The sequence below is a fragment of the Pseudomonas sp. SJZ078 genome, assembly GCF_007828255.1.
GTDB lineage: Bacteria > Pseudomonadota > Gammaproteobacteria > Pseudomonadales > Pseudomonadaceae > Aquipseudomonas.
The window spans coordinates 110,589-123,002 of the sequence record NZ_VIUG01000017.1; the positions used below are offsets into that span (position 1 = coordinate 110,589).

Genomic DNA, 12,414 nt, shown 5'->3' on the forward strand with positions numbered 1-12,414 from the left:
CATTCCTCGGTTTCTTATGAGTAGTACGGTGCGTCAGACGCGCTCGATAGCCAATGCCAAGCCCTGGCCGACACCGACGCACATGGTCGCCAGGCCTTTCTTGCCGCCGGTCTTTTCCAGATGATGCAGCGCCGTCAGCACCAGTCGCGCCCCGCTCATGCCCAATGGATGGCCGAGTGCGATGGCGCCGCCGTTCGGGTTGACCTGCAGCGCATCGTCCGCCAGCCCCAATTCGCGCAGCACCGCCAGGCCCTGGCTGGCAAACGCTTCATTGAGTTCGATCACATCGAAATCGGCGACTGTCAGGCCCAGACGTTCCGTCAACTTGCGCACCGCCGGCACCGGGCCGATGCCCATCACCCGTGGTGCCACGCCAGCACTGGCCATGCCCAACACTTTGCCGCGAGGGGTCAGGCCGTGTTTCTTCACCGCTTCGGCCGAGGCCAGGATCAACGCCGCCGCGCCGTCATTCACACCCGAGGCGTTGCCGGCGGTGACGGTCTTGTCCGGGCCGTTGACCGGTTTGAGTTTGTTCAGGGCTTCCAGCGTGGTATCGGCGCGGGGATGCTCGTCCTGCTCGACCACGGTTTCGCCTTTCTTGTGGGCAATGCGCACCGGTACGATTTCTTCGGCGAAAAATCCTGCGGCCTGGGCCGCCGCCGTGCGTTGCTGGCTGCGCAGGGCGAACGCGTCCTGGTCGGCGCGGGACACCGCGTAATCGTCCGCCACGTTATCGGCGGTCTGAGGCATCGCGTCCACGCCGTACTGGGCTTTCATCAAGGGGTTGATGAAGCGCCAGCCAATGGTGGTGTCTTCCAGTTTCATGTTGCGGGAAAACGCCGCGTCGGCCTTGCCCATCACGAACGGCGCACGGGACATCGACTCCACGCCGCCAGCGATGGCCAGTTCCATTTCGCCGCTGGCGATGGCGCGGAATGCCGTGCCAATGGCGTCCATGCCCGAAGCGCAGAGGCGGTTGAGGGTCACGCCGGGAATGCTCTCTGGCAGCCCTGCCAGCAACAGCGCCATGCGCGCCACGTTGCGGTTGTCTTCGCCGGCCTGGTTGGCGCAACCGAGGAACACCTCGTCCACCGCACTCCAGTCCACCGATGGGTTGCGCTCCATCAGCGCCTTGATCGGCACGGCCGCCAGGTCATCGGCGCGCACCGCGGCCAAACCACCGCCGAAGCGGCCGATGGGGGTTCGAATCGCATCACAGATATAAACGTCGCGCATCAGGCTTCTCCCGGTGCCTGGCCGTGAGCCGCCGCCGTGCGAGCTTCCAGATCGCGCAGTGCGCGCAGCTCCACGTCGGTCGGCTCGGCGGTGGTGTGCACCTGGTCGGCGAAACGGATCGCCCATCCGGTGGCGGCGATGACCTGCTCACGGGTCACGCCGGGGTGCAGTGAAGTCACCACGAATTCATGGGTGCCGGCTTCCGGCTCCATGATACACAGGTCGGTGATGATACCCACCGGCCCCGCACCCGGCAGGCCCAGGCGCCTGCGGGAATCACCGCCCTCGCCGTGACCGACCGAAGTGATGAAGTCCAGCTTATCGACGAACGAACGCGCCGACTGCTTGAGGATGATCAACACGCTCTTGGCCGAGCCGGCGATTTCCGGTGCACCGCCGGCGCCCGGCAGGCGGACTTTTGGCTGATGGTAATTGCCCACCACCGTGGTGTTGATGTTGCCGAAACGGTCGACCTGTGCCGCGCCAAGGAAACCGACGTCGATACGCCCACCCTGCAGCCAGTAGCGGAAAATTTCACCGGTCGGTACGACGGTATCCGCCGTTTCAGCCAGCTCACCATCGCCAATGGACAGCGGCAACACGCTGGGTTTGGCACCAATCGGGCCGGACTCGTAGATCAGCACGACATCCGGCGACGAGGTCAACCGCGCCAGGTTGGCCGCTTTCGATGGCAGGCCGATGCCGACGAAGCACACGGCGTTGTTCTTCAACCGACGGGCCGCGGCGACGGTCATCATTTCGTTGGTGGAGTACGTCATTGTTTCGCCTCCGAAGCGGCTGCCAGTTTGGCCTGCAATTCACTGAAATCCCGGGTGCCATGGATGTATTCGTTGATCCACGCGGTAAAGGCCTCACGGTCCCGGGCGATGGCATCCCACGCCTGGTAGAAACGATTGTCACGCTCGGTGTAGCCGTGGGCGTAGGACGGATGAGCACCACCGGGCACATGGCAGACCGCGCTCAAGGCCCAGGTCGGCAGGACGCAGGCATTCATCGGTGCGTTCAGGTCGTCGACGATCTCTTCCACGGTGACGATGCAGCGCTTGGCAGCCAGGGCGGCTTCTTTCTGCACACCGAGGATGCCCCACAGCAGCACGTTGCCCTTGCGGTCGGCTTTCTGGGCGTGGATCACGGTGATATCGGGACGTACCGAAGGCACCGCGGCCAGGACTTCACCGGTAAAGGGACAGGTCACGCTTTTGATCAGCGGGTTGACTTTCGGCAGATCGGAACCGGCATAGGCCCGCAGCACGGCGAACGGCAGGCCGGAGGCCCCGGCGACATAGGCATTGGCCAGGTCCGCGTGGCTGTGTTCCTCGATCTCCAAAGGTTGCGGCCATTGCTTTTCCACGGCATCGCGCAAGCGGTGCAGCGAACCCACGCCCGGGTTGCCGCCCCAGGAGAAAATCAACTTGCGCGCACAACCTGCGCCGATCAACTGGTCGTAGATCAGGTCCGGAGTCATCCGCACCAGGGTCAGGTCTTTCTTGCCCTGGCGGATAATTTCATGACCCGCCGCCGTCGGAATCAAGTGGGTGAAGCCTTCGAGGGCGACGGTATCGCCGTCGTTGACCAATTGCTTCACCGCGTCGTGCAGCGAAAGGATTTCAGCCATGGGCAGGCTCCCGTTTTCCAGTGGACCGACATGAAGAAAAAGGCGCGAGGTTCAGCGCCGGAGTGACTGAAGATTAAGCTGCGGGAAAAGCCCAAACAATCCGATAATCGACTGAGTGTTCGTTTATCGAACAGATTGTTGTTTGGCTATCGATTAATCCAGAGAAGCAAAATTCCTGTGGGAGCGGGCTTGCTCGCGAAAGCGGGGTGTCAGCCAACACAGATGTTGAATGTACCTATGCCTTCGCGAGCAAGCCCGCTCCCACAAAAAATCAGCACGCGAGTCAGGTCGCATCCGCATGGCTGACCATGCCCTTGATCACCACTGCTGCGGTCGCCAGCGCTGCTGGAACGACCAGCGCGGTCAATACCTGCTCGAAGTTCCAGCCCAGGCCCAACAGCGTCGCGCCCATCCAGGCCCCGAGAATGGCACCGAACCGGCCGATGCCCAACATCCACGATACCCCCGTGGCCCGGCCTTGGGTCGGGTAGAAGCGCGCCGCCAGGGAAGGCATCGCCGATTGCGCGCCGTTGACGCACATCCCGGCCACCAGCACCAGGGTGGCAAGCAGGGTGATGCTGCCCAGGCTCTGCCCTACGGCGTAGGCAAATAACCCGGCCATCAGGTAGAAAAAGCCGATGACCTTGTGGGGATTGAACCGATCCATCGCCCAGCCCACGCCCACCGCGCTCAAGACACCGCCCAACTGGAACAGCGCACCGATGAAAGCGGCCTGCTCCATGCTCGCGCCACTGTCACGCATCAGCGTCGGCAGCCAACTGGTCAACAGGTAAACGATCACCAGGCCCATGAAATAGGTGAGCCACAGCAGCAACGTACCGGCGCTATAGGTGCCGGAGAAAATCACCGCGAGCACGTTCCGGGCCTTCACGGTTTTCTGCTCGGGCACACTGAAGCTGGCCGCCTGGGCAATGGTGGCCGGGTCGATCGGCGCCAGGGCCTTGCGTACCTTGTCAGCGCCACGATTGCGCACGAGCAGGTAGCGCGCCGACTCCGGCAGCCAGAACAGCAGCACCACCGCCAGGATCAATGGCAGGATCCCGCCGATCAGCAGCAAGCTGTGCCAACCGAACGCCGGTATCAATTTGGCCGAGATGAAGCCGCCGCCGGCCATCCCCAGGTTGAACCCACAGAACATGCTGGTCACCAACAGGGATTTCTTGCGCTCCGGGGTGTACTCCGAAAGCAAGGTGGTGGCGTTTGGCATCCCCGCGCCCAGCCCCAGGCCCGTCAGGAAGCGCAGCACCAGCAACTGCTCGACATTGGCGCTGTACGCCGACGCCAGGCTGAACGCACCGAACAGCACGACCGCGCCCACCAGCACGACTTTTCGCCCGAAGCGGTCAGCCAGTGGCCCTGAGCCCAGTGCACCGAAAACCATGCCGATCAGCGCCGCGCTCATGACCGGGCCGAGGCTGGCGCGATCGACGCCCCAATCCTGGGACAGGGCCGGGGCAATGAAGCCCATGGCCGCCGTGTCGAGGCCATCGAGGAAGACAATCAGGAAACAGAGGATCACCACACGCCACTGGTAGCGCGAAATGGGTTGCGCATTGATGAAGGACTGTACGTCGAGGCAATGGCCTACGGAGGTCTGAGGCTGGTTCATCGTATCTCTCATTATTATTGTGCCGGGCAGATCGGACCCGATTGCGCCGGATGACGCTGCCGCGACATTAATGAGGCTGGATAAATACCGTCAATTGACCCGAGACGTCTCTGTGCGTTTATCGAACAGCTTAAGCGAACAACTGCGCGCTCAGGTCCCGGCTGGCCCCCAACAGACTGGGCAGGAACCGCTGCTCCAGCTCCGTGCGGCTGACACGTCCGGCGTGGGTACTGACATTCAGCGCCGCCACGACCTGGCCGGAAGCATCGTAGACCGGAACGGCAATGGCCCGCAGGCCCTGCTCCAGCTCCTGGTCGACGATGCACCAGCCTTGCAATCGCACCTGCTGCAGACATTCGAGCAGCGCCTCGGGGGTGTGCAGCGTCCGGCTGGTCTTGGCCTGCAGGTCGGCATGGTCGAGATAATCACGCAGCGAAGCATCATCCAGGGCCGCCAGGAGAATCCTGCCCATGGAGGTGCAATAGGCCGGCAGGCGTCCTCCGACGGACAGGTCCACGGAAATCAGCCGCTGGGTGGTGGCCGATCGGGCGATATAGAGAATGTCGTCGCCTTCAAGGGTCGCCATGTTACAGGCCTCGTGCAATTGCTCACTCATGCGATCCAGGTACGGCTGGGCAGAAACCGCCAGCGGCGTCGACGACAGATAGGCGTGGCCGAGGGTCAACACCTTGGGCAGCAGCGAATAGGTGCGCCCGTCGGTGGTGGCGTAGCCGAGCTTGATCAACGTGTGCAGACAACGCCTGACGGCGGCACGAGGGATCTCGGTGCGATGGCTGATCTGTGCAATGGTCAGGTGCCGCTTGCGCTCCTGGAAGGCTTGCACCACGGCCAGCCCGCGGGCCAGGGACGTCATGAAGTCCGGGTCGCCGGTCAGGGCCTGAATCCGTTTGGCCGGTGAGGCGACAATCGGTGGCGCGACTGAAGAGAAGGCGTTGCGCAATTGGTCGTTCATGTCTGGTACTTCCCCGGCAATGACGGTCATTACAAACGGCGGCCTGAGGTACGACAAGGGCTGGCCCCTCAAGACCGTGCGATTATCGAACTCCGGGCCGATAATCGCAATCGACGAAACCGACCGCGGAAATTGCCCGACCGCCCGCGAATCCGATAATGAATCTGAACAGCGGCATCAGGCACATTTGACTTTGAACAACGAGGTTGCAATATTGAACTTGTCGCCTTGAACGGCGCGAGGGTATCGGCACCGATGGTATTGCTTGAAACGTAATTGCCAGAAGTTGCACATGCAAACATGGGTTCACATAACAATCCGCCCTTTTAGTATTTCCCGATAGTGTTCTTCGGGTGGACCGCTATAATGCAACTCAGTGACGGCAAGGCCCATCGGCCCGCTCCGTCCTCAGGTGCCTGAAGCCCCATGGCCGCTTCCCCTGTATCGGCAACAACACGAAGCCCTGATGCTACGTCAGCTGTCAGCTCTGGTGCCGTGGCCGTCTGCGTGGATACATGCAGTGCGTATCACCAGATTCAATTCACTTTGCTAGGTAATACTGTGACGAAAGACGAACTGCGCGCGGAACTTGAGCGCCAGGAACAACGTTACAAGGAAGTTTACGGCGGGGAAGTCACCACCTACGCCGCCCAACCTGAACCGGAACGCAAACCCTGGCGTAAACGCGCCACTGTTCAGGATCAGGCCTTTTCCCAGGAACTTCAGAAAATGGAAAAGGAACTCAGGCCCGAAGAGCGATAACACGCTTTCCGTGGAAACAGTATCCGGTCGCCACCCCGACCGGACACTGCGCTGGCCGCCCGTCATGAGCGGGCCGCCCTCTCCTTCCGCCATAGGGTGGAGGAAGTCGTAACTGACTTTCTTTTCAGATATTTCATACAACTACGTGGTGCCCTGCTCAGCCTCGGCGCCCCTCGCTCACCTGGCTTTTAACCCCGGAATCAATGGGTTGCGCCGCCCTCGAAAAACCTGCTCCCAGAAGGTTTCCTACAAATTATTTCGTTGAAGAATGTTACCAATGAGCAGGCAGTGCATCGATCAACGTGGTTTTCTGGCATAATCGCGCCCCCTTATGACCGGGTCAGAAAACCTTCATGATCGATTTATTCAGCGGACTGGATGCTTGGGTGCTTGTGAGCCTCTTGCTCGCCCTGGCTTTTGTCCTCGCCTTCGAGTTCATCAACGGCTTTCATGACACCGCTAACGCGGTTGCCACTGTTATCTACACCAAAGCGATGCCGCCGCACCTGGCGGTGTTCTTTTCCGGGGTGTTCAACTTCCTCGGCGTGCTGCTGGGCGGCGTGGGCGTGGCGTATGCCATCGTCCACCTGTTGCCCGTGGAACTGCTGATCAATGTGAACACCGGACACGGGCTGGCGATGGTGTTTTCGCTGCTCGCTGCCGCCATCACCTGGAACCTGGGTACCTGGTACTTCGGTATCCCGGCGTCCAGCTCCCATACGTTGATCGGTTCGATCCTCGGCGTGGGCCTGGCCAACGCGTTGATCAACGACATCCCGCTGGGTGACGGTGTGAACTGGCAGAAGGCGATCGATATCGGCGCCTCGCTGGTGTTCTCGCCCATGGCCGGCTTCCTGATTGCAGCCCTGGTGCTGATTGGCCTGAAATGGTGGCGACCGCTGTCGAAGATGCACAAGACACCGGAACAACGTCGCAAGATCGACGACAAGAAGCATCCTCCGTTCTGGAACCGCCTGGTGCTGGTAATTTCGGCCATGGCCGTCAGTTTCGTTCACGGTTCCAACGATGGTCAGAAAGGTATCGGCCTCATCATGCTGGTGCTGATCGGCATCGTGCCGGCGCAATTCGTACTCGACCTGAGCAGCACCACCTACCAGATCGAGCGCACCCGTGACGCGACCCTGCACCTGAGCCAGTTCTACCAGCGCAACAGCGAATCCCTGGGCGAATACCTGGCGCTGGGCAAAAGCGTGCCGGGCGACCTGCCGGAGAAATTCCGTTGCAACCCGCAGCAGACCGAACCCACCATCAACGCGCTGCTCGACACCCTCAAGGGCGTGGCCGATTATCACTCGCTCCCGTCGGAAAGCCGCATCGAGGTTCGCCGCTACCTGCTCTGCCTGGACGACACGGCCAAGAAGGTCGGCAAGTTGCCAAACCTGGCGGCCCGCGAAAAAGACGACCTGAACAAACTGCGCAAGGACCTGACCGCCACGACCGAATACGCCCCGTTCTGGGTGATCCTGGCCGTTGCCCTGGCGCTGGGCCTGGGCACCATGGTGGGCTGGAAGCGTGTGGTGCTGACCATCGGCGAGAAAATCGGCAAGCAGGGCATGACCTACGCCCAGGGCATGTCGGCGCAGATCACCACGGCGTGCATGATCGGCCTGGCTAACGTCTTCAGCCTGCCGGTATCCACTACCCACGTGCTGTCCTCCGGCGTGGCCGGCACCATGATTGCCAACAAGAGCGGCCTGCAAGGCGGCACGGTGCGTAACATCCTGCTGGCCTGGGTGCTGACCCTGCCGGCAACGGTGGCACTGTCGGCCGGGTTGTTCTGGCTGGCTTCCAAGGCCCTGGGCAGCTGATTCCAGCGCCTTACAAAAAAGGTGCGATCCTTGCGGGGTCGCACCTTTTTTTATGCCAGTTGCTTTATCCCTGTGGGAGCGAGCCTGCTCCGGGCGGCGATCCGACGATAGCGGTGGGTCAACCACCATTGATATTGGCTGAACTGACGCCATCGCGAGCAGGCTCGCTCCCACAGGGGATTGTGTGCAGACAGAAATTTCACACAAAAAAAGGGCGACCGAAGTCGCCCAAAATGCCTTGCGTGCTCGTTGCAGTTGGAAAGACTTACGGCTTTTTGCGCCTGTGTGCATCTTTCCAGATGAATAATCCAAAAACGGCGAAAAATACGAACATGAAGCCGACCGTCAACATTCCGGCAAACACCACATTGTCGAAAAACATGATTGGCCTCCTGGTCCCGCCCCTGTTGTGTTGGAGCCAGGTTAACCAATCGAGCCAGGGTGAACATTGACCGGGGTCAATAACGCTCGCGACCGAGCGAAAAGGAAGGGGAATAACTGATTTGCATCAATGGATCGAGAGGAGTCAGCGTTTTTTCGGCTTGCTCTTGGGCTTTTTCTTGGTTTTGCCCAGGGGCATCGCTTGCTCGAAAGCCTGACGGACTTCGTTAAGGCGTTTTTCGTTGAGGTCGTGAACACGCTTGGCGCGCTCAGCGTTGAGGTCAACCAGTTTGTCGTCTTGGCTCATGGCGTGTCGGCATCATGCAGTGAAGTGCGAATATGCCCATGATGGGGGCTATCGGCTGCGTTGACCAGCCTGCGTGCGTGGACAACTACAGGCATCAGATCTGGATATCGACCCACAGGCCCTGGCGCGCCTCATCGTCGATCAGGGGCTTCACCGGCACGGTGTTATCGGCGTTGAGCTCGGTCCCCGGTATGGCCAGGTGTTCCTCGGGGTCTTCACCGGCCTCGCGACGGCGCCTGTCACGCTCCTGTTGGCGACGCTGCTCCTCGCGCAACAACAGCGCAGCCTCTTCCGGATCGCGCTTTTGCAGGTCGATGGTGCTTTCGCTGGAGGTTTGCTGTACCGGGACCACAGGCGGGATGTCCGGTCGCTGGCGGACTGGATCCTGTTGTGCAGTGATGGGTACGGCGCTCAAAGGGAGCGTGGGTAGCAACATAAAAGTCTCCTGTCATCAGGCTATCGGCTGCGGCGCAGGAGGCTTGAACCGCTGGTCCGAAACTTGTGACCCGGTTGGCATTAATGCAAGGCAGGCACAAGCCTGTTTGATCGCGAAACTTGCTGAAGTTCCATCGGACCGGTCGAGGAAGTGGCGGTCATAACAGTCCGTTACGTGCGTAATTCCTTTGGTCTGAGGGATCATTCCGTTAAGATAACCGGCTTTTTCAAGGCGGGAGTCAGGCAGCATGGCGCAGCAGTATCAACCGGGGCAACGCTGGATCAGTGACAGCGAAGCCGAGCTGGGTTTAGGCACCGTTCTGGCACAGGACGGCCGCTTGTTGACCGTGCTCTACCCGGCCACTGGCGACACTCGCCAGTACGCGCTACGGAATGCGCCTCTTACACGTGTACGGTTCTCGCCGGGCGACGTGATCACTCATTTCGAAGGTTGGAAAATGACCGTGCGCGAAGTCGATGATGTCGACGGGCTGCTGGTCTATCACGGCCTCGACGGGCAGAACGAAGTTGTCACCCTGCCGGAAACCCAGCTGTCGAATTTTATCCAGTTCCGCCTGGCCAGCGACCGACTGTTCGCCGGCCAGATCGACCCGCTGGCCTGGTTCTCCCTGCGTTACCACACCCTGGAACACACCAGCCGCCAACTGCAGTCCCCACTCTGGGGCCTGGGTGGCGTTCGGGCCCAGCCCATCGCCCACCAGTTGCACATTGCCCGGGAAGTGGCCGACCGCATTGCACCGCGGGTATTGCTGGCGGACGAAGTGGGGTTGGGCAAGACCATCGAAGCCGGCCTGGTCATCCATCGCCAACTGCTGTCCGGACGCGCCAGCCGCGTATTGATCCTGGTTCCGGAAAACCTCCAGCACCAGTGGCTGGTGGAAATGCGCCGGCGCTTCAACCTGCAGGTTGCCCTGTTCGATGAAGAACGCTTCATCGAAAGCGATGCGAGCAACCCGTTCGAAGACACGCAACTGGCGCTGGTGGCGCTGGAATGGCTGGTGGACGACGAGAAGGCCCAGGACGCGCTGTTCGCCGCCGGCTGGGATCTGATGGTGGTCGATGAAGCCCATCACCTGGTGTGGCACGAAGATCAGGTCAGCCCCGAATACGCGCTGGTCGAGCAGCTTGCCGAGACGATCCCCGGCGTACTGCTGCTGACCGCGACGCCGGAACAATTGGGCCAGGACAGCCACTTCGCCCGCCTGCGCCTGCTGGACCCGAACCGCTTCCACGACCTCAAGGCCTTCCGCGCCGAGAGCGAAAACTACCGCCCGGTGGCCGAGGCCGTCCAGGAGCTGCTGGACAAAGGCCGCCTTTCGCCCGAGGCCCACAAGACCATCCACGGTTTCCTGGGCAACGAAGGCGAAGCGCTGCTGACCGCCGTCAATGATGGCGACGTCGAAGCCAGCGCCCGCCTGGTCCGCGAGTTGCTGGACCGCCACGGCACCGGCCGCGTGCTGTTCCGCAATACCCGCGCCGCCGTCCAGGGCTTCCCGGAGCGCAAGCTGCACGCCTATCCGCTGCCATGCCCGGACGAATACCTCGAGCTGCCCTTGGGCGATCACGCCGAGCTGTACCCGGAAGTCAGCTTCCAGGCCCAGCCGGATGCCAGCGAAGAAGAACGCTGGTGGAAATTCGACCCACGCGTCGAGTGGCTGATCGACCAGTTGAAAATGCTCAAGCGCACCAAGGTCCTGGTGATCTGTGCCCATGCCGAAACCGCCATGGACCTGGAAGATGCCTTGCGCGTGCGCTCCGGCATCCCGGCCACGGTGTTCCATGAAGGCATGAACATTCTCGAGCGCGACCGTGCCGCCGCGTACTTCGCCGACGAAGAGTTTGGCGCGCAGGTGCTGATCTGCTCGGAAATCGGCAGCGAAGGGCGCAACTTCCAGTTCGCGCATCATCTGGTGCTGTTCGACCTGCCTTCTCACCCGGACCTGCTGGAACAGCGGATCGGTCGTCTGGACCGGATCGGCCAGAAGCACACCATCGAGTTGCACGTGCCGTACCTGGAAACCAGCCCGCAAGAGCGGCTGTACCAGTGGTACCACGAGGCGCTGAACGCCTTCCTCAACACCTGCCCGACCGGCAACGCCTTGCAGCATCAATTCGGTCCGCGCCTGCTGCCCTTGCTGGAAGAGGCCGACGATGGCCAATGGCAAGCGTTGATCGACGAGGCCCGCGCCGAACGCGAGCGCCTGGAGAGCGAGCTGCACACCGGTCGCGACCGTTTGCTGGAACTCAACTCCGGCGGTGCCGGGGAAGGCGATGCACTGGTGGAAGCCATCCTTGAACAAGACGATCAGTTCGCCCTGCCGATTTACATGGAAACCTTGTTCGACGCGTTCGGCATCGACAGCGAGGACCATTCGGACAATGCGCTGATTCTCAAGCCGAGCGAAAAAATGCTCGATGCCAGCTTCCCGCTGGGCGACGACGAAGGCGTGACCATCACCTACGACCGCAACCAGGCACTGTCGCGCGAAGACATGCAGTTCATCACCTGGGAACACCCGATGGTGCAAGGCGGCATGGACCTGGTGCTGTCTGGCTCCATGGGCAACACGGCTGTCGCGCTGATCAAGAACAAGGCCCTCAAGCCCGGCACCGTGCTGCTGGAATTGCTTTACGTCAGTGAAGTGGTAGCCCCACGCTCGCTGCAACTGGGCCGTTACCTGCCTCCGGCCGCCCTGCGCTGCCTGCTGGACAGCAACGGCAACGACCTGGCGGCCCGGGTGTCGTTCGAGACCTTGAACGATCAGCTCGAAAGCGTACCCCGTGCCAGCGCCAACAAGTTCATCCAGGCCCAGCGTGATCAACTCACGCCGCGCATCAATGCCGGTGAAGAGAAAGTCGCCCTGCGGCATGCCGAACGCGTGGCCGAAGCCCAACGCCGCCTGGCTGCCGATACTGATGAAGAGCTGGCCCGTCTGACCGCCCTGCAAGCCGTCAACCCGACCGTGCGCGACAGCGAGCTGGTCGCCCTGCGCAAACAGCGCGAACAAGGCCTGGCGATGCTGGAAAAAGCTGCCCTGCGCCTGGAAGCGATCCGGGTGTTGGTGGCGGGCTGATCAGCCCAGGTAATACAAAAAAGGCCCGCAGCGATGCGTAATGCTGTTCACTTAAGCGGAGCGGCCTTACGATCTACCGGATACCGAGTTTTGGAAATCTTCACTGTCCTCGGCCGCCCTGGCCTTGGAC

11 protein-coding genes are annotated in these 12,414 nt (G+C 61.4%); 3 read left to right on the top strand and 8 right to left on the bottom strand.

Features of this window, described 5'->3' with window-relative positions; genetic code table 11:
* Positions 1-33: 33 nt before the first annotated feature.
* The 5 genes from pcaF to pcaR form a co-directional block, all read right to left on the bottom strand.
* The gene (pcaF, locus tag FBY02_RS16570; protein ID WP_178115368.1) at positions 34-1,239 is read right to left on the bottom strand and encodes a 3-oxoadipyl-CoA thiolase; all 1,206 of its coding nucleotides are present in this window, start codon (positions 1,237-1,239) and stop codon (positions 34-36) included.
* Positions 1,236-2,015, bottom strand: coding sequence for a CoA-transferase subunit beta (locus FBY02_RS16575; protein WP_144929293.1), 780 nt, complete (start codon positions 2,013-2,015; stop codon positions 1,236-1,238). The genes pcaF and FBY02_RS16575 overlap by 4 nt, the downstream gene beginning before the upstream one ends.
* A complete protein-coding gene (locus FBY02_RS16580; protein WP_144929295.1) occupies positions 2,012-2,872 on the bottom strand; it encodes a CoA transferase subunit A in 861 nt (286 codons plus the stop codon). The genes FBY02_RS16575 and FBY02_RS16580 overlap by 4 nt, the downstream gene beginning before the upstream one ends.
* A gap of 283 nt (positions 2,873-3,155) precedes the next feature.
* Positions 3,156-4,502, bottom strand: coding sequence for an MFS transporter (locus FBY02_RS16585; RefSeq protein WP_144929297.1), 1,347 nt, complete (start codon positions 4,500-4,502; stop codon positions 3,156-3,158).
* A gap of 130 nt (positions 4,503-4,632) precedes the next feature.
* A complete protein-coding gene (pcaR, locus tag FBY02_RS16590; protein WP_047701834.1) occupies positions 4,633-5,475 on the bottom strand; it encodes a pca regulon transcriptional regulator PcaR in 843 nt (280 codons plus the stop codon).
* Between the two features lie 561 nt (positions 5,476-6,036).
* Between pcaR and FBY02_RS16595 the strand changes: the two genes are divergently transcribed.
* Both FBY02_RS16595 and FBY02_RS16600 read left to right on the top strand, forming a co-directional pair.
* On the top strand, positions 6,037-6,237 hold the full coding sequence (locus tag FBY02_RS16595; protein WP_080686273.1) for a hypothetical protein: 201 nt from the start codon (positions 6,037-6,039) through the stop codon (positions 6,235-6,237).
* Positions 6,238-6,590: 353 nt separating this feature from the next.
* Positions 6,591-8,066: an inorganic phosphate transporter gene (locus tag FBY02_RS16600; protein WP_055128078.1), complete on the top strand. Its 1,476-nt coding sequence runs from the start codon at positions 6,591-6,593 to the stop codon at positions 8,064-8,066.
* A 265-nt stretch (positions 8,067-8,331) separates the two neighbouring features.
* Here FBY02_RS16600 and ccoM read toward each other — a convergent pair whose 3' ends face one another.
* The 3 genes from ccoM to FBY02_RS16605 form a co-directional block, all read right to left on the bottom strand.
* The gene (gene ccoM / locus FBY02_RS28600; RefSeq protein WP_306085252.1) at positions 8,332-8,448 is read right to left on the bottom strand and encodes a cytochrome c oxidase subunit CcoM; all 117 of its coding nucleotides are present in this window, start codon (positions 8,446-8,448) and stop codon (positions 8,332-8,334) included.
* Positions 8,449-8,592: 144 nt separating this feature from the next.
* Positions 8,593-8,754 (bottom strand): hypothetical protein, encoded by a 162-nt coding sequence (locus FBY02_RS28135; RefSeq protein ID WP_178111905.1) that lies wholly within the window; start codon positions 8,752-8,754, stop codon positions 8,593-8,595.
* Between the two features lie 94 nt (positions 8,755-8,848).
* Positions 8,849-9,190: an aspartate-semialdehyde dehydrogenase gene (locus FBY02_RS16605; RefSeq protein WP_144929299.1), complete on the bottom strand. Its 342-nt coding sequence runs from the start codon at positions 9,188-9,190 to the stop codon at positions 8,849-8,851.
* A 247-nt stretch (positions 9,191-9,437) separates the two neighbouring features.
* Here FBY02_RS16605 and rapA point away from each other — a divergent pair, with 247 nt between their 5' ends.
* Positions 9,438-12,284, top strand: coding sequence for an RNA polymerase-associated protein RapA (gene rapA, locus FBY02_RS16610; protein WP_144929301.1), 2,847 nt, complete (start codon positions 9,438-9,440; stop codon positions 12,282-12,284).
* Positions 12,285-12,414: the final 130 nt, after the last annotated feature.

Excerpts from the sequence above, each read along its gene's own strand:
- FBY02_RS16575 (WP_144929293.1), bottom strand. The coding sequence starts at position 2,015 with ATGACGTACTCCACCAACGAAATGATGACCGTCGCCGCGGCCCGTCGG.
- FBY02_RS16580 (WP_144929295.1), bottom strand. The coding sequence starts at position 2,872 with ATGGCTGAAATCCTTTCGCTGCACGACGCGGTGAAGCAATTGGTCAAC.
- FBY02_RS16585 (WP_144929297.1), bottom strand. The coding sequence starts at position 4,502 with ATGAACCAGCCTCAGACCTCCGTAGGCCATTGCCTCGACGTACAGTCC.
- pcaR (WP_047701834.1), bottom strand. The coding sequence starts at position 5,475 with ATGAACGACCAATTGCGCAACGCCTTCTCTTCAGTCGCGCCACCGATT.
- FBY02_RS16600 (WP_055128078.1), top strand. The coding sequence starts at position 6,591 with ATGATCGATTTATTCAGCGGACTGGATGCTTGGGTGCTTGTGAGCCTC.
- ccoM (WP_306085252.1), bottom strand. The coding sequence starts at position 8,448 with ATGTTTTTCGACAATGTGGTGTTTGCCGGAATGTTGACGGTCGGCTTC.
- FBY02_RS28135 (WP_178111905.1), bottom strand. The coding sequence starts at position 8,754 with ATGAGCCAAGACGACAAACTGGTTGACCTCAACGCTGAGCGCGCCAAG.
- FBY02_RS16605 (WP_144929299.1), bottom strand. The coding sequence starts at position 9,190 with ATGTTGCTACCCACGCTCCCTTTGAGCGCCGTACCCATCACTGCACAA.
- rapA (WP_144929301.1), top strand. The coding sequence starts at position 9,438 with ATGGCGCAGCAGTATCAACCGGGGCAACGCTGGATCAGTGACAGCGAA.